This window comes from Variovorax sp. P4_D9 (assembly GCF_056401695.1).
This window is the reverse complement of the sequence record NZ_JBFUIU010000071.1, coordinates 1-20458: the sequence shown is the minus strand read 5'-3', so window position 1 is coordinate 20458 and position 20458 is coordinate 1. Positions and strand designations below refer to the sequence as shown.

Below are 20458 nucleotides of genomic sequence, written 5' to 3'. Positions count from 1 at the left end.
GTGCGAGCGAAGCAGCCCACAAGCCGGCCCCGCTCCCAAAAGAAGGAATACTGGCAATCGGCTCCATGGCAGCGCCAGAGAGAATCAGGCTTTCGCCGATCGCGAAGACTAGGAATCCGGCAGCCATCAGGTCGCGTCCACGCCGGAAGTGATGAATGGTCAGCAACGCAGTCGCGACAACGAGGGCCACGCCATCGAGGCCCCAAGCCAGTCCGCGAAGCGATGCAGACGAGACGAACGTGCCAGTCAATCCGAGGACAGCACCTACGATGAGCCCAGTGGACGCAATGATTCGCAGAAGCATGTGGTTCATGGTGTCTACAAGTTTGGAGAGGGCGGTCGCTCTGCGCCTGATTGTTGATGCTCGGCGGGTTAGTGCACACCAGCTTCGTGGAAGCAATCCCGCAATTCGCCCGCGAGTGTTGTAAGTCAGTCGCGAACGTCGATTCCTGGCCTTGTTCTGACGGCGCGTTGGCCTTCCTTGCCATCAGGCCGCGAAGATGAACGTCCGGTTGTGGCCGGGACTGTGAGTTCGAGGTCGATCTCGATAGCGGTCTTTTGACGCGGTCGCTGAGTTGCCCAACGGCAGCTGTCAGGCGGTCCCGGCCAGGTCCGGTCAATCGCTCGAACGTCTGCTACGACCGGTCTCGCCCGTACACCGGCCGTTGGCCCTTTGGGGTGACGGAGGGAGGACCGAAGCGGTTCCTTTGCGAAGCCGGAGGTTTACGTCAGAACCAAGGGTTTACCAGTAATCCCTGCGGCATTTGTGGTCAGCCGCGTGGAGCGCTTGCCGCCCCTTTCGAGATCTCGTCTGCCAGCGTGCGCAGCAGGGGCTCAAAGGGTAGGCCGCATACCACCGCACGCAGACCAGCATCACCTCCAGCGGGTAACGCATCCGCTTGATCACCTTGCGCAGCGCTTCAATCACCGTCTTCGTCCCTGACATCATCCGACCTTCAGGGTACCAGCGCCGGCTTATCGCGACAGAACCCTGTCGTTCATGTGCGCTCGAACACCGCGGCGATTCCTTGGCCGCCACCGATGCACATCGTCGACAGCCCGTAGCGGCCCCCGCGCCAGCGCAGCTCGTGCAGCAGGGTGCACATCATGCGTACGCCGGTGGCGCCGATCGGATGGCCGAGCGAGATGCCCGAGCCGTTCACGTTGAGTCGTGCCTGGTCGTCCCAGTTCCAGCCCTTCAGCACGGCCAGTACCTGGCAGGCGAAGGCCTCGTTCAACTCGACCAGGTCCATGTCGTCGAGCGTCATCCCGATGCGCCCCAGCAGCTTCTTCACCGCGGGCACCGGACCGATGCCCATGTGCGAGGGTTCGCAGCCGGCGGCTGCCCAGCCGACGAAGCGGCCGATCGGCGCGAGCCCCAGGTGTGCGAGCTGGTCCTCGGCGACCACGAGGCATGCGGCGGCGGCGTCGTTCTGCTGGCTGGCGTTGCCCGCGGTCACCGTGCCGCCCTTGATCAGAGGCCCCAGCCTGGCCAGGATGTCCATCGAGGTGTCGGCGCGAAAGCCCTCGTCGCGGGCGAACCTCACGGGGTCTCCCTTGCGCTGCGGTACCGCCACCGGAACGATCTCTTCGGCGAAGCGGCCCGCCTCCCAAGCGTCGGCGGCGCGCTGGTGGCTCTGCACCGCGTAGGCATCGGCGGCCTTGCGTGAGATGCCGTGGTCGCGCGCGAGGTTCTCGGCCGTCTCGATCATTCCGGAGATGGGGCCGAAGCGCTCGGCCGGCTGCGAGCATTCTCGGCCGCGCTCGAGCCGGTCGTGCATGCGCACCGAGCCCGAGCGCGCGCCCCAGCGCATGTCGGTCGAGTAGTACTCGATGTTGCTCATGCTCTCCACGCCGCCGGCCAGCACTACGTCGGCCGCGCCGCTCTGAACCATCATTGCGGCCGTGGCGATCGCCTGCAGACCGCCGCCGCAACGGCGGTCGAGTTGCATGCCGGGCACTTCGACCGGCAGGCCGGCCTGCAGCGCCACCCAGCGTACGATGCAGGGCGTCTCGCTGTTGGCGTAGGACTGGGCGAATACCGCGTCGTCGATGCGCAGCGGATCGATGTCGCTGCGCCAGATCACCTCGCGCACCACGGTGGCGGCCAGTTCCTCGACCGGTACCGGCTGCAGGCTGCCGCCGAAGGTGCCGACGGGGGTGCGCAGCGGGTTGACGATGAAGGCTTGTCTCATGGTCGTTGTCCTGTTCGAGATGGAATGGAAGATGGAACCGGCTCAGCGCCGGGCGAGGCTTCGGTTGGCTTCGAAGCCTTCTTGTTCGAGGCGCGCGCGGTGCGACGGATGCGCGATGTCGAGCATCCGCCGCATGCGTGCGGCGAGCGGCAGTCCGCGCAGGTCGGCCACGCCGTATTCGGTGACGAAGACGCCAGCGTCGCAGCGAGGCGTGCTCACCGGCCCCGAGAGCGTGGCGACGATGCGGCTGTGCGCCCCGGCCGTCGAAGGCAGTGCCACCACGGGTACACCGCCGCGGCTGCGCTGGGCGCCCCGCAGGAAATCGACGGCACCGCCGACGGCGCCCACGTAGGAGCGGGCGGCGATCTCGGCGTTGACCTGGCCGGTCAGGTCAACCTCGACCGCGGAGTTGATCGCGACGAAGCGAGAGAGTGACGCGAGCACCTCGGGGTGGTGCGTGTACTCGGTGCCCCGCATCTGCAGCGCGGGGTTGTGGTGCGCGAAGCGATGCAGGCGTATGCTGCCCATCAGCACACCGGCGATGCTGGCACCGGGGTCGCGCCCCTTGCGCGCGTTGTTCACCACCCCGGCTTCCATCAGTCCCATGACGGCGTCGCCGACGGTGCCGGAGTGGACGCCCAGGTCGCGCCGGCCATGCAGCGCACCGAGGACCGCTTCCGGGATGGCGCCCAGTCCGCACTGCAGGGTTGCGCCGTCCTCCACCAGCGCGGCGACGTGCGCTGCAATGGCCAACTCCCTCTCGCCCACCGATGCCGAGGCTGCGGGCAGCGGCGGATACGACGCATCGACACGCACGTCTATCTCCTTGGGCTGAAGCAGGCGGTCACCGCAGGTCCATGGCATTTGCGCGTTGACTTCGGCGATCACCACGCGCGCCGTGTCCAGTGCGGCCAGCAGGTATTCGTGCGCCAGGCCGAGACTGTGGCGGCCCTGTGCGTCGGCGGGCGGTACCTGCAGCAGGAGAACGTCGATGCGTAGCGCGCCGCTGCGGATGAGCGCCGGCAGGTCGGAGTAGTGGCACGGCAGGATGTCGAGCGCGCCCGCATCGCCGAGACGGCGGTTGGTGCCGCTGCCGCAGTAGCCGACGAAGTCGATCGCATCCGCATGCGTGGCGTCGAGCAGGCCCGACAGACCGATGCCAAGGAAGGCGCGGCTGCGCGCGAAGTTGTGGCGCTGCGCCGCATAGGCGCGCACCAGCGTCACCGGCTCGGCGCTGGACTGGCCCCACATCAGCGTGTCGCCGGGGCGGATCCACCGGCCGAGGTCCAGCGCCGCCGGCGGCGGGAGCGCTGATGCGACGCCGGGCTGCGGGGCCTTCTCGCTCAGATCGGATCCCACGTGAAGACGTCTGCCGAGCGCTCCATCGGAACGAAGGCCGAACGCAGTGCCGGGATGCCGTGTTCGGCCAGGCTCTTCGCCGTCCATCCTTCCTGGCGATGGACGGAACGCACCGGGCGCGGCTGGCTCATGAGGAAGATCTCGTTGCTGCGCACGGTGAAAACCTGGGCGTTCACGGCCGCTGCTGCGTCGCTGAGCAGGTAGACGGCCAGCGGGGCGATCTTCGCGGGCGTCATCTGCTTGAACTTCTCCACGCGTGCGATCTGATCGGGCGTGTCGGTGGGGATCGAACTGGTCATCGCCGTCCAGGCGAACGGCGCGATGCAATTGGAGCGCACGTTGAACTTCTGCATGTCGAGCGCGATGCTCTTGGAGAGGGCGGTGATGCCCATCTTTGCGGCGTTGTAGTTGGCCTGGCCCAGGTTGCCGATGAGTCCCGAGGTCGAGGTCATGTGCACGAATGCGCCGCTGCCCTGTTCCTTGAAGTGATTGGCCGCGGCGCGGCTGATGTAGTAAGTGCCGTAGAGATGCACCTTGATTACGGCATCCCATTCGTCCGCGCCCATCTTGTGGAAGAAGCGGTCGCGCAGGATGCCCGCGTTGTTGATCACGCCGTCGATCCGGCCGAAGCGCTCGACCGCGGCATCGACGATGCGCTGTGCCGCGGCGGCCTCTGCCACGCTGCCCAGGCAGGCGAGCGCCTCGCCGCCCGCGTCGCGGATCTCTGCGACCACGCCGTGCGCCGCATCGCCCATGTCGTTGACCACCACTCGCGCGCCTTCGCGTGCCAGTCCGAGCGCGAGGTCGCGGCCGATGCCCGCACCCGCGCCGGTGACCAGCACCACCTTGTCCTGCACCATGCTGTCGCCTGTCTTGTTCGTCATGTCCGTGTCCTGTGTGAAATGGGTTGTGCCCTGGCGCCGCTCAGAAGGAGCGCGGCATGCCGAGCACATGCTCGGCCACGTAGCTCAGGATGAGGTTCGTGGAGATCGGGGCGACCTGGTAGAGACGCGTCTCTCTGAACTTGCGCTCCACGTCGTACTCGTTGGCAAAGCCGAACCCGCCATGGAACTGGATGCAGGCATTGGCCGCTTCCCAGCTGGCCTTTGCGGCCAAGTATTTGGCCATGTTGGCCTCCGCGCCGCAGGGCTGGTGCGCGTCGAACAGTGCGCACGCCTTCCAGCGCATCAGATTGGCCGCCTCGACCTCGATGTAGCTCTCGGCGATCGGGAACTGGACGCCCTGGTTCTGGCCAATCGGGCGGCCGAAGACCACGCGCTCGCTCACGTACTTGCTGACCTTATCGATGAACCAGTAGCCATCGCCGATGCACTCGGCCGCTATCAGCGTGCGTTCGGCGTTGAGCCCGTCGAGGATGTACTTGAAACCCTGACCTTCCTCTCCGATGAGATTGGCTTCCGGGATCTCGAGGTTCTCGAAGAACAGCTCGTTGGTCTCGTGATTGACCATGTTGGGGATCGGGCGCACTGTCAGCCCGCTTTTCTCGGCCTGGCGCAAGTCGACCATGAAGATCGACATGCCCTCGCTCTTCTTCTTCACTTCCGCCAGGGGCGTGGTGCGCGCGAGCAGAATCATCCAGTCGGAGTGCTGCACGCGGCTGATCCAGACCTTTTGCCCATTGATCACGTAGCGGTCGCCGTTCTTCACCGCGGTGGTCTTGATCTTGGTGGTGTCGGCGCCCGTGGTGGGCTCGGTCACGCCCATCGATTGCAGCCGCCATTCACCCGAAGCGATCTTGGGCAGGTACAGATCCTTCTGAGCGCGCGAGCCATGGCGCAGCAAGGTGTTCATGTTGTACATCTGGCCGTGGCAGGCGCCGGAGTTGCCTCCCGAGCGGTTGATCTCTTCCATGATCACCGAGGCTTCGGCCAAGCCGAGGCCCGAACCGCCGTACTCGGCGGGGATCAGCGCGGTCATCCAGCCGGCGCGCGTGAGCGCGTCGACGAAGGCCTCCGGGTAGGCGCGTTGCTCGTCGATCTTGCGGTGGTACTCGGCGGGAAATTCGGCGCAGAGGGCACGCACCGCGTCCCGGATGTCCTGATAGCTGTAGTCGGCGGGAAGTGTCATGGCGAAGAATGCAAGGTCGATGGATGTGAAGGATGCTGTTTCGTGGCGAGAGTCGCGCTCAGGTGCTGGCCGCCGCGGGCAGGGCGATCTCGGCGTCGCCCTGCAGCTTGACCTGCTGGTGCTGGTCGGCTGCCCACAGGGACAGGCGCGCAATGCGCTCGCCTGCGCGCTCCAGCACCTCGACCACCTGCGCCGTGCAGCGCAGACTGTCGCTGACGTGGGTGACGGCGACGAAGCGCACGCCGGAGCTTCGCAAGGCGTGCACGGGCGCCACGGCGGTGAGCGCATGGGCCAAGTAGGCCATCCCCAGCATGTCGTGCGCGAATACGTCGGGCATGTCTGCCGCGCGTGCGAAGTCGATGCGTGTGCCGCGCCGACGGCGAGCGCGTTGCAACCGAGCGTCTGGCGGACCACGAATTCCAGTGCGCCGTTCTTCTTGTCGTAGATGTCCTTGATCACGGGCTCGAAACGCAGCGCGTCGCCGACCAATGTGGGGGCATGGAATTCGAAGCGCTGCTCGACATGAAGCACGCGTGCGATGTCGATGTCCAGCAGGCGGCGCATGGCGGTCGGATCAGGGCCTTCCATCTCGAGGCAGAAGAGGTAGGTCAGCGGTATCGGGCAACCACGGAGGCCGCTCGCCTGCGCGGCCTCGGCATCCGAGAAGACGGGGTCCGGTTGGGAGGTCGCCAGCGCGAAGGCGCGCAGGCCTCGCGGGTCCGGGGTCACGGTGAAATTCGGGAGCGCGTGCCCGATGAACGACCGGTCAATCATGTCGTTGGCGCCTTGGGATTGCAGGTCTCATCTATTAATCTGACTGTTGTTTAGATTCTTGCATGGATGTCTGCGTGTCTTCAATCGATAAAACGTAGGGAAAACCTGAATTTGATCTTATTAACTGAGTGGCGTTAAGATTGAAGCGTCAGGAGCTTTGCTCTTAGGTACCTCTTTGATAGGAGCCAAAATGTTCGATAAAAAGCTCTCGCAGTTCGGCCCGGCGTGCATCCGCAGGCGCTTGTTCAAGGCCCTGGCCGCTGGTATTGCCTTGCCGCTTGTGCTGGGTGCTTCTGGCTCCGTGGGAGCGACCGCATTCCCGGAAAAGCCGATCAAGCTGGTCGTCCCGTACAACCCCGGAGGCATCACCGACAGCCTGGCACGCCGGCTGGCCGAATTGATGCGGCAGGACTTGCAGCAGCCGGTCATCGTCGAGAACAAGCCGGGGGCCAACACTGCGCTGGGTGCGCGCACCGTGGCTTCTGCCGCACCCGACGGGTACACCGTGCTCTTCGCGACGGGCGCTACCGCTGTGCTCAACCCGCTGCTGTATCCCAAGCTCTCCTACAATCCCGAAAAGGAGCTGCTCCCCGTAGCGCGTATAGCGATCACGCCAATGCTTATGGTGGTCGGCCCCAACTCGACGAACCGTACCCTGCGGGAGTTTGTCGCTGATGCCAAGGCGAATCCCGGTAAGCTCAACTACGCATCCACAGGCACCGGCAGCTCGTTGCATCTGGCAGTTGAACTGCTTCAGAGCGAGACTGGTATTTCCCTTGTGCACGTGCCTTTCAATGGCAGTGCGCCGGCGCAGTCGGCCCTGATGGGCGGCGACGTGCAGTTCTTCGCCGATGCGGCGGGTAGTTCGATGTCGCTGGTGCGGGGCGGCAAGCTGCGTGCCCTGGCGGTGACCGGCCGCGAGCGCCTTCCGGCCTTGCCGGAGGTTCCGACGGTGGCTGAAAGCGGCTATCCGAACGTCGAAGTCACGACCTGGTTCGGGCTGATGCTGCCGCGAAACGCACCCGCTGATGTTGCGAACCGGCTCAACGCCTCGGTGGCGCGTGCAATCGCCGACCGGAGCTTCCGCGAGCAATTCGAAGCGCTTGGTCTGGCCGTGCCTCCGGCCATGACACAGGCCGAGTTCGTTCAGTACATCGGCAAGGAGCGCGAGCGCTGGGCGCCTCTGATCCGAGCCAAGAACATCGTCCTCGAATAACCCTTTCTCCATCCTCACTGGAAGTCATCGAATGTTCGAAGCCAATCTCTTGCGTGGCAAACGTATCCTTGTTACCGGCGGAGGCTCTGGCCTTGGCCGCGAAATCGCCGAACGCTACCTTCAGCTTGGCGCAGAGGTCCATATCTGCGGGCGCCGCCGGTCGATGCTCGATACCGCTGCCGCGGAACTGACGGCGCGCTATGGCGGTGTGATACGTTCTCACGCGGTCGACATCCGGGAGGCCGATTCGGTCGACGCGATGATCGAGCGCATCTGGGCGGAACACGGCCCGCTTGACGGGCTGGTCAACAACGCCGCGGGCAACTTTGTCAGCCGTACGCAGGACGTATCGCCGCGTGGTTTCGACGCGGTGGCCAACATCGTGCTGCATGGCACCTACTACGTCACTCACCATGTGGGGCGGCGCTGGATCGCCAGCGGGCACAAGGGCTCGGTGATCTCCATCGTCGTGACTTGGGTGCGTACGGGCGCGCCCTTCGTCGTGCCCTCGGCCATGAGCAAGGCCGGCATCGACGTGATGACGAAGTCGCTCGCGATCGAGTGGGGGCGCTACGGCATCCGCCTGAATGCCATCGCGCCTGGCATCTTTCCGACTGAAGGCGCCAATAGCCGCCTCAGCCCGAAGGCGGCCTGGGAGGACAGCGTAGTGCGGAATCCGATGAACCGGCTGGGACGCATATCCGAGCTGCAGAACCTGGCAGTGTTCCTCATGGCCGATGGCGTCGAGTGGATCAACGGCGAGACCATCGCGATCGACGGCGCAGGCCATCGCCAGAACGGTGCCTCCTTCACTGAGTTGGCCGAGCTCGATGACGACGCCTGGCGCGAGATGCGCGAGGCCATCCGCAGCCAGGACCAGCGCGACAGATCGCTGCGCGCCGCGCCCGACGCCGCGCCTGCTTCTGGCACCGCCTCACAGCAAGGCTCCTCGACATGACTCATTCCCTGACGAAAGCCATGGCGACCGGTGTGGCTCTGGCGCTCGCCTTCGGCGCCGCCCCCGCGCTCGCCAGCACCTTCCCCGATCGGCCGATCAAGCTGGTCGTTCCCTACAGCCCGGGCGGCATCGCGGACAGCCTGGCGCGCCGCTTGGCCGAATCAATGCGCCACGATCTGCAGCAGCCTGTCATCGTGGAGAACAAGCCGGGAGCCAACACGGCGATCGGTGCCATCGCCGTGTCGACCGCACCGGCCGACGGCTATACGCTCCTTCTGGCGACGGCCGCCACCGTGGTGTTGAACCCGATGCTGGTTTCCAACCTGCGCTATCAGCCGACAAAGGACTTCACCGGCGTGGCCAACGTGGCGATCACGCCGCTGGTGCTTTCGGTCAACGCRTCGGGTCCGATCCAGAAGCTGGCAGACCTGCTGCGCCTTGCCAAGGCGGAGCCGGGCAAGGTCGCCTTCGCATCGACCGGCACGGGCGGCAGCACACACCTGGCGATCGAGATGCTGCAGTCGGAAGCCGGCATCTCGATGAACCACATTCCCTACAACGGCAGCGCACCAGCGCTGAATGCGGTGATGGCCGGTGATGTGCAGCTGTCGGTGGACGCGGTGGCCAGCGCCATGGCACTGGCCAAGGGCGACAAGCTCCGGCCGATCGCCGTGACCACGCACGAGCGGGTCGGCGTGCTTCCACACGTGCCGACGGTCGCAGAGAGCGGGCTGCCGAACTACAACGTTTCCACCTGGTACGGCATCGTGGCGCCCGCGGCGACACCGCCGGCGGTGATGCAGCGACTCAATCAGGCCATCGTCAAAGCAAGCTCGGAGAAGGCGTTTCGCGAGCAGTTCGAGGCGCTTGGACTGGTGATGGCGCCGCCGCTTAAGCCCGCGGAGTTCGACGCCTTCATCGGCCGCGAGCGCGCACTGTGGGGCCCTCTGATCAAGGCCAAGAACATTCACATCGACTAGGAACTCATGAAAATCGATCGCATCGTGGAGGAGGTGGTTGCGCTCGGGCGTGGCGCCGAGGCGGCCCTGGCGCTGGAGGATGGGCGCACGCTGTCTTATGCGGAGCTGTCGGGTCGCATAGACGCCGCTGCGCAAATATTGACTGACGCCGGGCTGGCGCCTGGCCAGCGAATGGTGTTGGTAGGCGAGAACAGCGAGGACATGGTCGTTGCCCTGCTGGCAGCGATCCGTGCCGGCGCATGGGCGGTACCGCTCAACTCCCGCATGTCGGCCGGGGAAGTGGACGCGATCTGCGCGCACTGCGAGCCGCGCCTGGTCTACTTCGCGGCGGAGGCCTCGGCCGATGCGCGAACTCACGCCGAGCGGCGGGGAGCGCACGGCACGCGGCAGGGCCTTCCCGRCGGCCGCCTGCAGATATTCGAAGGTGCGGGCACGGCAGCCGAGGCCAGCGATGACRGTGCACCGGACGATGTCGCCCTCATGATCTACACCTCGGGCAGCACCGGCATGCCCAAGGGGGTCATGCTGACGCATGCCAACCTCGACTTCGTCACGCGCGTGGCCAGGCAGCAGGAATTGCTGATGCCCGACGACGTCGTTTTTCACGCCTTGCCGATCTCGCATTCCTTCGGCCTGATCACCGTGTTGCTGTGCGGCCTGCGCGCGGGCGCTACGTTGCGCCTTATCGACCGCTTTTCGGCCGAGAAGTTGGGCAATGCCATTTCCGATGGCACCGTCACCGTGTTCCCGGGCGTGCCGGCGATGTACGCGCGGCTGCACGAGTGGGCCCAGCACAATGGCAGGACACTGACGCCGAACCGGATGCGCATGGCCTATATCGGCGGCTCGCTGATCGATGCTTCTCGCAAGGCGCAGTCCGAAGCCTTGCTCGGACTGCGTCTGCACCATGGCTACGGCCTCACGGAGTCGGCACCCTCCGCGACGCGCACTTTCGGCCACCCGCCGCCGAAGGACGTCACGGCGGGCTGGCCGATCCCCGGTGTGGAAGTGGTGCTCATGGACGCGAGCGGCGCGCAGGTCGGCCCCGGCGAGCGCGGCGAGGTCTGCATCCGTGGGCCCAACGTGATGCAAGGCTATTTCCGGGATCCCGAGCAGACGCGCGCGGCGATCGATGCGCAGGGCTGGCTGCACACGGGCGACGTCGGTCTCTTCGGGGCCGAGGGCGATCTCTCCATCGTGGGCCGTAGCAAGGAGATGATCATCCGTGGCGGCTTCAATGTGTACCCGGCCGAGGTCGAGAAGGCGATCGCCGAATTCCCCCACGTGGCGCAGTGCGCGGTTGTCGGGCGCAGCGTACCGGGCGATGAAGAAATCGTCGCCTACGTCGAGCCGGAGCAGGGCCACATCGTCGACCCTGCGCAACTGCGCGCATTCCTGCGCGAAAGGCTTGGGCCCTACAAGGTGCCGGCCGAAGTGCACGCGATGGCGCAGCTGCCGGCCACCAGTACTGGCAAGCTTCTGAAGGCGAAGCTGAAAGCACTGGCCAACGAAGCGCCGACGCGCGCGCGACCGTCGCTCGACAGTCTGTTGGCACCCCGCTCGGTCGCCGTCGTGGGCGCGTCCGACAACCCGAACAAGGTCGGTGGCCGCCCCATCAAGTACCTGAAGGAGCAGGGTTTCGCCGGTCGGATCTACCCGGTCAATCCTCGCGCCGACAGCGTGCAGGGCCTGCCTGCCTATGCAGCGCTCGATCGGCTGCCGGAAGTGCCGGACGCGGTGATCCTGTGCATTGGCGCTGAGCAGGCGGAACAGCAGTTGAGCGAATGCGTGCGTCTGGGCGTGCGGCATGCGCTGTTGTTCGCATCGGGGTATGCAGAGGTCGGCGCTGTGGGCAGGGCCCGCCAGGAGCGTCTGGCCGAGATCTGCCGCGCCGGTGGCCTCCGCCTGGTGGGGCCCAACAGCATCGGTGTCGCCAGTTTCGACACCGGCGCGGTGCTGTCCTTCGCCTCGATCTACACCGACCATGTTCCGCAGGATGGTCCGGTAGCGATCGTCTCGCAGAGCGGTGCGTTCGGCGTGGCGGCCTATGCCTTGCTGCGCGAAGCCGGCTGTGGCGTGCGCTGCGTGGCGGCCACCGGCAACGAGGCCGATGTAGACACGGCGGATCTGATCGACGCGCTGGTGCAGCGGGCCGGGGTGCGCCTGGTTCTTCTCTATCTGGAGAACGTGCCGGATCCCGTGCGCATGGCCGCGGCGCTCGACGCGGCCCGGCAGCGCGGCGTCGCGGTGCTTGCTGTGCGTTCGGGGCGTTCCGGCCACGGCGGCCGCTCTGCGGATCTGCACACCGGTTCCGCCGGTGCGGGCGGCGCTGATCTCGACGCCCTGTTCGACGCGCATGGCTGCCGCACATTTCCCGGCTTGATCGAGCTGGTGGCGAGCGTTCCGCTCTACCTTGCGCCGGCGCCCGCTCGTTCTTCTTCAGGCCATGCGCCGCGGCTGGCTCTGGTCAGCAACTCGGGCGCCTCCTGCGTGCTCGCAGCCGATGAGGCGGAGGCTCACGACCTGCCGCTCGCGCGTCTGTCAGCCGAGTCCGAACGGCAGTTGGCTGAGCTGCTGCCGGACTTCTCGCTGAACCGGAATCCTGTCGACCTGACGGCCATGCTCCTGACCAATCCCGCGCTACTGGGTGACGTGATGCAGGTCGTGCTGCGCGACGAAGCGGTGGACGCTGCCGCATTGGGCCTGCTGGCAGTGGGCGGGCCCAGCTACGACGTGCCACGCTTCGCGCGCGAGTGCCGGACCGCGATGGAAGCCGCGGCCAAGCCGCTGGTTGTCTACAGCCCGCATGCCCATGTGCGCGAAGCCTTCGCGCTCGGCAGCTTTGCCGTCTTCACGGGAGAAGCGCAGGCCATGGATGCGCTCCGGGGCTTCGCCGCGCACCGTGTCGGCCCGGTCCCGCGAGCGCTTTCCTCTGCCTCGTCGACCTTCTCTCCACCTTCACTTTCACTCGACCCGACTGAGCTGACCCATGCGTGATGCAGCTATTGTTTCCTATGCCCGTACCCCCATCGGCAAAGCCTTCCGGGGAACCCTCAATCTCACGCACGGTGGAACACTCGGCGCTCACGTGGTGCGCCACGCCGTCGCGCGTGCCGGCGTAGCCGCCGACGAAGTCGAGGATGTGATCCTTGGGTGCGCCTTTCCCGAGGGCGCCAATGGCTTCAACATCGGCCGCATCTCCGCCCTCGCGGCCGGGCTGCCGGAAAGTGTCCCGGGCATGACCGTCAACCGCTACTGCTCGTCCGGGCTTCAGAGCATCGCGATCGCCGCTCAGGCCGTCCGCGCCGGCGGGCTGCAGCTCGCGGTGGCCGGCGGGACCGAGTCGGTCAGTTGCGTGCGCGAACACACCAACAAATTCATGCGCGAGGAGCCCTGGCTCGCGGCTCATGCGCCGCAGGTCTACATGCCGATGCTCGACACGGCAGAAGTCGTGCAGCAGCGCTACGGCATCTCGCGCGAGCGCCAGGATGAGTACGCCGCCTTAAGTCAGCTGCGCTATGCTCAGGCGCAGGCGGAAGGCCAATTCGACGAAGAGATCGTGCCAGTCGTGACGACCACGCGCCGCCAGGACCGCGATGGCAGCACGCGGGAGGAAACCGCCGAACTCGCGAAGGACGAAGGTCCGCGCGCCGGCACGACCGCCGCGACGCTGGCGGGGTTGAAGCCGGTGCTTGAAGGTGGGACGGTGACGGCGGGCAATGCAAGCCAGCTGTCGGACGGCGCGGCCGCCTGCGTGGTGATGGATGCGGACCTGGCCGCCCGGCGCGGCCTGCCGACGCTGGGCTGGTTCCGCGGCTTCGCGGTCGCCGGCTGCGCGCCCGACCAAATGGGCATCGGTCCCGTCTCCGCTGTGCCGAAACTCCTCCAGCGGGCGGGACTGACGGTGGACGACATCGGTCTCTGGGAACTCAATGAGGCCTTTGCGGTGCAGGTGCTCTATTGCGCGGATCGGCTCGGGATTCCCCAGGATCGCTTGAACGTCAACGGCGGTGCCATCACGATCGGCCATCCCTTCGGCATGTCGGGCGCGCGCATGACCGGCCACGCGCTCCAGGAGGGGCGGCGCAGAGGTGTGAAGTACGTCGTGGTCACCATGTGCATCGGCGGCGGCATGGGCGCAGCGGGCTTGTTCGAGGTCGCGAAGGACTAGCGCCGTTGGGGACGGTGGTGGCACCGGTAACATACGGCCGACGATGACCGCCAAAACCAAGAAAAGCGCCTACCACCACGGCAATCTGCGCGAGGAACTGCTGGCCCAGGGCATGGCGATCGTCGAAGCGGAGGGCCTTGGTAGCCTCACCATGCGCGAGATCGCGAAACGCGTGGGCGTGACGCAGACGGCGCCGCTGCACCATTTCGAAACCAAGGCGGCGCTTTTGGCAGCGATCGCGGCCCAGGGCTTTCGAATGCTGTTCGACTACCGCATCGGTGCGCTGAAGGACAAGCGCACGCCCGGTGAGCGGCTGATGGCCGTGTTGATGGCCTATGTGGAATTCGCGCTGGCGCATCCAGCGCTGTACCAATTGATGCACGGCCCGGAGATCCCTGACAAGACGCTGTTTCCGGAACTCAACGACGCAGCGACACGCTCTTACAGCCTGCTGGAATCCGCAGTCGCGGACTATCTTCTCGAGAACGAGGGATCGATGGAGGGTAGCCGCGATGCAACGCTCGCGGCGTGGACGGTGTGCCAGGGGCTCGCGACCGTCCTCATCAATCCGCAGAACACACCGCGCTACGTACTGCGCAAGGATCCGCTGGGAGTTTCACGGCGGGTTTTCGAGATGTTTGTGAGAGCTATTGCATTGATGCGCAGCCCGAAGCCCGAGCTGGGGGTGCAAAGCAGCGCACTTGGAGCGGTCGACGCGGTCCCCGGGCCGAGAACTTAACCCAAGGTCGTTAAGGACGGGGTCCATTTGATTTCAGTGCAAAAAGTGACCGCTGTGCATTGGTGCGGGTTTCGCGGGGTCGACGCACGCAAGACCTTGTCGTTCACGCTCTGTTACCCCTCGCTTGCTACTCCAAAGCGCGTCGTTCGGAGGTCGATTTCAGCCACTGGCCCTTGTTTTGCCTGCGGTTTGCGACGGCAGGAGCTGCGCCGCATAGCGCTCGACAGGGAAGCGGAAGACGCCCCGCAGGTTGATGCCCTCGAGACGGGTCGGCGCGATGCGCCCGGTCAATTCTGGCGGCACGATCTGGCGCCGGTTGGCCCACCGGTCCAACACCGCCTGCATCTGCGCCGTGTTCCACGCCATCACGATGTTGGCCAACAGGCTCAGCGCGTCGGCCACGGCCTGCATCTCGTCGGCACGCCGGGCCTGCGCCGGCGCGACGCGGCCGGTATAGATCGCGCGCTTGAGCTGTCGCGGCAGGCACCGTCGTCATGATGGCCTGGCCGGTCGACGCTTTGAGTTCGACCAGGGCGGCGCCACCATCGGCCAAACGCCGTGGCCGCCGTGTCTGATCCTCAGACCGACCGCAGCGGTCGGCCTCGGCTGCGATCGCGATTGAACCCGCGCGATGATGGCCGACGAGTCTTGCTCTACACACAGTATCACGCGTCCGATCCCATCGCTTCATGCGGCAGCACCATCGTGAAAACCGTGGTTCCTGCCGCAGATTCAACTTGAATTTCCCMGCCATGTGCCTTGGCGATCTCCCTCACGATGAACAGACCGAGACCGAGGTTGGCGCGGTGGGCGATCTCGTCCAGCGGGCGACCCCTTCTCAGTGGTTCGAAAAGCGCGTGGAGGTCTTCCTTTGGTATTGGGACGCCGGAGTTCGATACTGACAACCGCACTTGGTCGACATTGCCGATCAGGGCGACATCGATCACCGTGCCCGGTGTGCCGTAGCGCGCGGCGTTGGTGACCAGATTGCCAACGGCCTCGCGCACGCGCGAACCGTCGAAGCTGCCAAGGGTTTCTCCCTCCGACCGGAAGCCGATCTCGACGTCGGGAAGGGCGGTGCGCAACAACTCGACTTCTTCGAAGCAGATCGTTGCGAGATCGACTGCGGAACGGTGAAGGCCCAGACCCAGTCCGAGCGAGGCGCGACTGAAGTCCAGCAGATCGTCCAGCAGGGTCTTCATGCGCTTTCCGCTCTGGATCAGCCGCACGGTGTGTTGGCTCAGAGGAGCCTCGGTGGTCATTTTCGAAAGTATTTCGGCCGTAAGGAGGATTGCATTGAGCGGACCGCGCAGATCATGCCCAAGGACCCCAAGGAAAACATGGCGCCACCGATCCATTTCGGCGGTGAAGTAGGAAACCGACTCCGCCACCGCCTGGTCAATGGCTTCGTTGAAGCGAACCAGGTCGTCCTGTGTCTCAGGGCCGCCCGCCTTGCCGCCTTCAAACCACAGCCGAAGCACGGAGGCACGCAAGGCCCGGTATTCAGCCACAAGTTGCTCTATGTCGAAGCCAGCCTTTGCGCGCAAGAGCGCGTGGGTCTGAGCGGCGGTTTCCGGCGCTCCATGGGGGCGGGCCTGCTTACCGAGCGATTTGGCAAGTTGCTCCTCCGCTGTTTGGGCCGAGCGCAGGTCCCGGGCCACGGCAGCGAGGATCATGGGCATGTGATCCCGCAGGGCCGCCGAATCCAGATGCGAAGCAGCGGGCAGCATGGTTGCGGCGACTGCCTCCGCGGCCGAGAGAATGGGCTCTACGTTGTCTTCGATGAAGTCCGCCAGACGCATGACAACCTTCCTTGGAGCTGTCCGTGACGGACGCCGACCCATCGTAGCGGTCAAGACGCGGATTTGGCGTCCGGCAACGCCGGATTGCTTGCCGGATTCTCCATTCTTCCGAAATTGAAGCTGGTCCTGGCCAGGAGTCCTGTTTTCGATGCCCAACCTCGCGGTCGGAGCTACGTCCGGCATCAACGCTACATTATGGGCGCGGATGCGGCCCAGACGGACGCCAAAACAGCGTCCGGTCGAGCAAAAAGCACCGTTCAAATCTGTGTCGGGGATCTTGATGCAACGCGAAGACACTACTCTGGCATTGCTGACCGGCGGGGGCGAGTTCTCTGGACTCATTCGAGCGCTCGACTGGAGCCACACAAGCGTCGGTCCTCTCGCCCGATGGCCCACGCATATGAAGGCGGCCACCGCCTTGATGCTGCGCTCGGTCGTTCCCATGGTCATGCTATGGAATCCGGACGGCGTGATGGTCTCCAAAACAGCATCTCGTAGCGTCGTAGGTGGGACTGCTGAACTAAGGTTCAGACGAGAACCTCAGAACTCTGTGTCCCTTTCTCCAAGGTCGACCGCCGACCTCTTGCCCTGACCAGAAACGGCCGGGGCTTTTCACTGGCGCAGCCCACGCAACTCCCGCTCGAGAGCCGCCGGGCTCGTAGGCGGCGGTCACTCTCAGCGCGCTAAAGGCGATGTCTTGCCAGCAGGGAGCGTCCGTCTTGCGTGATCTGCAGGACGACCGCGCGCCTCTGCTCGCCATGTGCGCTTCCCCCGGCGCGCGGAGGAATCGCCGCGATGACCAAGCAGGCACCCTTGAGAATTTCCAAGTCGGCGATCTCGCTATCATCGGTGACAGTCAATGGGAATTCGGCATGTTCGATCTTGCGCAGGAAGTCGAGCGGCATAGAAGTCTTTCAGGGACAGTGCGATTGTGAGGCCCCGTCTGGCTGCCCTCGTACTGCTTCGGGGGGATGGTCCCTTCGAACTGGTTGTACGAGATGGGGTGGTCCTCGGTCTGGACGGCCATCCGCTTGTCGGCAGTGTCGTAGCTCGGGCCCTTGGGCACGGCCCAGCTCAGCATCACGCCGTCCAGCTCGAGCCGGAAGTCGTAGTGAAGCCGGGTCGCCCAGTGCTTCTGAATCACAAACTGCAGGCCGTCCGCCGCGGACTCGCCGCCCTCGGCCGGCTCGGGCGTCACAGCGAAGTTGCGCTTCGCCTTGTACTTCGCAAGAGGGGTCGAAGACACCATGAGAGGAATATACGGGGCCGCGCCCCCGCGACGCGCGCGGGGGAGCAATTCATGTCACAGATCCCGTTGACGACCTCCGAGAGTCGCGCAGTAGGACGCGAAGAGAGCCCCGATCACCAGCGACAGGAACACCCAGAGCGATCCATAGGAGGCAGCCTTTCGAGCGGCGTCCGCTGCCGCCTTTGCCTTTGTCTTCGCCTCGTCCAGTGTCGTCTTGGCTCGAGTGAAAGTGTCGTTGACGCGCTTCTCGGCGTCCGGTTGGCTCAACCCCGTTCGTTGCGCAACGACCTGGGCCACGTATTTGCTGTCCTCTGGTGGGAGCGTGCCGGTGCGCAGGGCATTGGCAAAAATTCGGCCTACCTCTGCAGTAGAGGCGCTCTCTGTAGAGGCACCACCCGGCGCACCTGTCGCACCAGGAGCGGCGGCGGGGCTGGCTGCGCCAGGCTCCTTGCGGAATAGGGAATCCGTCAGGTAAGCCATCGGGCCGCCGCTTGCGTCATCTCCCGACCGCGTGGCAGCAGCCGCCCCGGCGGCTGCGGTTGCGGTAGCAGCCCCGCCTGCAACGGTGCTGGCAACGCCCATTCCGGCTTTGGCACCGGCGCTCACCGCCGAGCCAACCGCCGAAGCCACCAGTGCGAAGGTGACCAACGTGGCAACGGCCCAGGATAGAAAGCCGTGAGCCGTATCTCGGAAACGCGCTTCGTCGGTGTGAAGCCCGCTCCATTTCCTACGCAAGCGCCCAGCCAGGTATCCGCCAAGTCCTGACGCCGCGAGCTGGGTGAAGGTGATCCAGAAAATGCCCGCGATGCCAATCGTCTTCGCCTCGGCGCCTTCACCCTCCCAAGGGGAGCTCAGTCCCAGGCCCATCCCGGCGCCCAGCAGCATCATGACGAGGGTGAGCGCAGCAGCAGCTGCAGCTCCCGCGAACACCGCAGGCCAGGAGACCGCTGAGCGAGACGCACCTTCGGGTTCAATGGGCAGTTGCCGCCCGGCGCCCGCGGCAACCACCGCGGATTCTTGGGTGTAAGTGGCCATGTCGCTTCTCCTTCAGTTGATGGTGCGTGCAATAGACGTGTCGATCGCCAGCTTTCCTGTACGTGAGACACCTCGCCTCAAGTAGGTGACGACCCACCGGCTGCGAACCCTTGTGTGACGGCATGAGCGGACCTGAGGCCTCGGCAGGCTCCTACGCTGCCTCAGTGGGGTACGCAGGAACGTAGTCGACCGAAAGGAGACTTCCATGGCAGACAACAGCACCAGCGTGAAGCAACCAGCCGCGCCCATTGATCCAACGAAAGAGACCTCGAAGATCGAGCCCGGCGCGAAGGGCCGATCGGACCGAACGACGGCCCCAACGTGACGAAGGGCACAGAGCGAGGCGCACCGGGCGCCCCCCAACGCCGAGCAAGTCCTCAGAACCTTGAGAAGGAGACATCCATGCGAGACGACAAGTCGAACCGCGGCGCACAGGATCGCGCCCGCATCAACGTGAATGAGGACCATGAGATCCACTACTGGACCGAAGCCCTCGGGGTATCCGAGGAGAAGCTGCGAGAAGCTGTGGCGGCGGTCGGTGTCAGCGCCGACGCAGTGCGCCAGCATCTGGGGAAGCCTCAGAAGTAGGATGGCAGTCCCTTCGCCATCTTTCTGAGGAAACTCCCCCTACATGACCGACCACCTCCGCTCGATCGCCGCGACACTTCGTCGCTGAGCAACCGGACCAGGGCACGCCGCTGATGCTCGGTCATCCAACGGAATCCGAGCGCTTCGCAGGCGACCTGCTGGTGGTCGAAAGGGTGCTGCCACGGCCATACATGGCACGCAGCGAGGCGATCTCGGGGGCATCGATACCCAACTCGTTGCCCAAGTGCCGCCACAGTGCCGCTGGCACGACCCGCACAACTTCCAGCAGCCGGCCACTCATGCGCAGGATCCCGATGTGCAACGCCAGGCCCAGCTTGAGCGAGTCGCCGCGCCGTGACTGGATCAGGTCATGTTCGGCACGACTGAAGGTGAAGAATGCCTGCAACTCGAAGGCGCTGAGATCGTGCGGCAACTCGCGCATGCCCAGAAATGTCGTCTGCCAGCCTTGCATCGCGCGCCTCCGTTGGTGGGGCAGGCACGATACGCCCGGCGAAAGTGAACAGCAATCCCAAGCAAATCAAGGACTTGCGGACCGTCACCCGCGCCAGTACTGGCCTTGCGAAGCGTCACTCTGTGCACCGAAAACGAGTCGAGCAGGGCATGACAGGCTCCAAAACGCAGGGCCGCCAATGTACCGGCTCGGTCCCTGGCAGGGCGGGGCGCGTCTGGCACCTGCGCCATCAAACGGAAGCCCGCATGGCTGCTGGGCTGCGAGAAAAGCGCACTGATTTGCACGAAAAGTACGACAACCCCTGCCTGGGGCAGCTTGGGTGGCCATCAGAGGAGCAGTTTGACCTGGCCATCGGGGCTAAATGCGCGGATCACGCCCATATTGACGTTGCACGCCAAGATGATCGCGCAGTGTCACTCCTTGATATTCACGGTGGAACAGGCCGCGCTCTTGAAGAATCGGGACCACTTCGTCGACGAGTGACGGCAGCCCGTCCTCGAAGACATCCGGACACAACCAGAAGCCATCAACGGCATCGGCCTCGAACCACTTCTGCATGTGATCGGCAACCTCCACAGGCGAACCGGCGATCGTTGGATGGTAATCGATTACGCCGTGTGCCAAGACGTCGCGTAGGGACCAACCTTCGCCGGCAATCCGCAGCGCGTGGGTTGAACGAGGGTCGTGGGGTGAGGGCCTTGCAGCGGCGAGTTGATCTAGTGATAGCGGTGTATCGAGCTGCGCGGGACGAAGCACCAGTCCCAACATCGGCGAGTTGATCTAGTGATAGCGGTGTATCGAGCTGCGCGGGACGAAGCACCAGTCCCAACAT

The 20458-nt window shown here is 65.2% G+C and carries 17 protein-coding genes and 5 pseudogenes; 7 read left to right on the top strand and 15 right to left on the bottom strand.

Going from position 1 to position 20458, the window contains the following annotated elements; all coding sequences use genetic code 11:
* The 8 genes and pseudogenes from AC1DY5_RS10765 to AC1DY5_RS10730 form a co-directional block, all read right to left on the bottom strand.
* Positions 1-313: hypothetical protein (locus AC1DY5_RS10765; RefSeq protein WP_478111269.1), on the bottom strand; the 313-nt coding region annotated here is incomplete at its 3' end.
* 519 nt (positions 314-832) lie between these two features.
* Positions 833-949: pseudogene (locus AC1DY5_RS10760) on the bottom strand (IS6 family transposase); the annotation flags it as partial.
* A 49-nt stretch (positions 950-998) separates the two neighbouring features.
* Complete coding sequence (locus AC1DY5_RS10755) at positions 999-2195, bottom strand: acetyl-CoA C-acetyltransferase (RefSeq protein ID WP_478111268.1); 1197 nt, start codon at positions 2193-2195, stop codon at positions 999-1001.
* Between the two features lie 42 nt (positions 2196-2237).
* Positions 2238-3446, bottom strand: a complete 1209-nt coding sequence (locus AC1DY5_RS10750; protein WP_478111272.1) for an acetyl-CoA hydrolase/transferase family protein — start codon at positions 3444-3446, stop codon at positions 2238-2240.
* A 92-nt stretch (positions 3447-3538) separates the two neighbouring features.
* Positions 3539-4414, bottom strand: coding sequence for an SDR family NAD(P)-dependent oxidoreductase (locus AC1DY5_RS10745; RefSeq protein WP_478111271.1), 876 nt, complete (start codon positions 4412-4414; stop codon positions 3539-3541).
* Positions 4415-4478: 64 nt separating this feature from the next.
* Positions 4479-5642, bottom strand: a complete 1164-nt coding sequence (locus tag AC1DY5_RS10740; RefSeq protein ID WP_478111270.1) for an acyl-CoA dehydrogenase family protein — start codon at positions 5640-5642, stop codon at positions 4479-4481.
* A gap of 58 nt (positions 5643-5700) precedes the next feature.
* Positions 5701-5979: a hotdog family protein gene (locus tag AC1DY5_RS10735; protein ID WP_478111273.1), complete on the bottom strand. Its 279-nt coding sequence runs from the start codon at positions 5977-5979 to the stop codon at positions 5701-5703.
* Positions 5980-6089: 110 nt separating this feature from the next.
* Positions 6090-6416 (bottom strand): annotated as a pseudogene (locus AC1DY5_RS10730) (FAS1-like dehydratase domain-containing protein); the annotation flags it as partial.
* 190 nt (positions 6417-6606) lie between these two features.
* Here AC1DY5_RS10730 and AC1DY5_RS10725 point away from each other — a divergent pair.
* From AC1DY5_RS10725 to AC1DY5_RS10700, 6 genes are read left to right on the top strand one after another with little or no spacing between them, the layout of a single operon-like run.
* Positions 6607-7632 (top strand): Bug family tripartite tricarboxylate transporter substrate binding protein, encoded by a 1026-nt coding sequence (locus AC1DY5_RS10725; RefSeq protein ID WP_478111267.1) that lies wholly within the window; start codon positions 6607-6609, stop codon positions 7630-7632.
* A 31-nt stretch (positions 7633-7663) separates the two neighbouring features.
* The gene (locus AC1DY5_RS10720) at positions 7664-8590 is read left to right on the top strand and encodes an SDR family oxidoreductase (protein ID WP_478111266.1); all 927 of its coding nucleotides are present in this window, start codon (positions 7664-7666) and stop codon (positions 8588-8590) included.
* On the top strand, positions 8587-9570 hold the full coding sequence (locus AC1DY5_RS10715) for a Bug family tripartite tricarboxylate transporter substrate binding protein (RefSeq protein WP_478111265.1): 984 nt from the start codon (positions 8587-8589) through the stop codon (positions 9568-9570). Before AC1DY5_RS10720 ends, AC1DY5_RS10715 begins: the two co-directional genes overlap by 4 nt.
* A 6-nt stretch (positions 9571-9576) precedes the next feature.
* Positions 9577-12567 (top strand): AMP-binding protein, encoded by a 2991-nt coding sequence (locus tag AC1DY5_RS10710; protein WP_478111264.1) that lies wholly within the window; start codon positions 9577-9579, stop codon positions 12565-12567.
* On the top strand, positions 12560-13741 hold the full coding sequence (locus AC1DY5_RS10705) for an acetyl-CoA C-acyltransferase (protein WP_478111263.1): 1182 nt from the start codon (positions 12560-12562) through the stop codon (positions 13739-13741). Before AC1DY5_RS10710 ends, AC1DY5_RS10705 begins: the two co-directional genes overlap by 8 nt.
* Positions 13742-13784: 43 nt before the next feature.
* A complete protein-coding gene (locus AC1DY5_RS10700) occupies positions 13785-14480 on the top strand; it encodes a TetR/AcrR family transcriptional regulator (protein ID WP_478111262.1) in 696 nt (231 codons plus the stop codon).
* Positions 14481-14639: 159 nt separating this feature from the next.
* Here the strand turns inward: AC1DY5_RS10700 and AC1DY5_RS10695 are convergent.
* From AC1DY5_RS10695 to AC1DY5_RS10675, 5 genes and pseudogenes are all read right to left on the bottom strand, one after another.
* Positions 14640-14951 (bottom strand): annotated as a pseudogene (locus tag AC1DY5_RS10695) (Tn3 family transposase); the annotation flags it as partial.
* Positions 14952-15145: 194 nt separating this feature from the next.
* A complete protein-coding gene (locus AC1DY5_RS10690; RefSeq protein ID WP_478111261.1) occupies positions 15146-16282 on the bottom strand; it encodes a sensor histidine kinase in 1137 nt (378 codons plus the stop codon).
* 683 nt (positions 16283-16965) lie between these two features.
* Entirely contained in the window at positions 16966-17187 is a 222-nt protein-coding gene (locus AC1DY5_RS10685; protein ID WP_478111260.1) for a hypothetical protein, read from the bottom strand.
* Positions 17188-17237: 50 nt separating this feature from the next.
* Positions 17238-17531 (bottom strand): annotated as a pseudogene (locus AC1DY5_RS10680) (DNA polymerase ligase N-terminal domain-containing protein); the annotation flags it as partial.
* A 54-nt stretch (positions 17532-17585) separates the two neighbouring features.
* Positions 17586-18566 carry a hypothetical protein gene (locus AC1DY5_RS10675; RefSeq protein ID WP_478111259.1) on the bottom strand — a complete coding sequence of 327 codons (981 nt, stop codon included), beginning with the start codon at positions 18564-18566 and terminating at the stop codon, positions 17586-17588.
* Between the two features lie 402 nt (positions 18567-18968).
* Here AC1DY5_RS10675 and AC1DY5_RS10670 point away from each other — a divergent pair, with 402 nt between their 5' ends.
* A complete protein-coding gene (locus AC1DY5_RS10670; protein ID WP_478111258.1) occupies positions 18969-19154 on the top strand; it encodes a DUF3606 domain-containing protein in 186 nt (61 codons plus the stop codon).
* A gap of 71 nt (positions 19155-19225) precedes the next feature.
* Here AC1DY5_RS10670 and AC1DY5_RS10665 read toward each other — a convergent pair.
* Both AC1DY5_RS10665 and AC1DY5_RS10660 read right to left on the bottom strand, forming a co-directional pair.
* Positions 19226-19626, bottom strand: a pseudogene (locus tag AC1DY5_RS10665) (DUF4158 domain-containing protein); the annotation flags it as partial.
* 357 nt (positions 19627-19983) lie between these two features.
* A complete protein-coding gene (locus AC1DY5_RS10660) occupies positions 19984-20394 on the bottom strand; it encodes a hypothetical protein (protein ID WP_478111257.1) in 411 nt (136 codons plus the stop codon).
* Positions 20395-20458 lie beyond the last annotated feature (64 nt).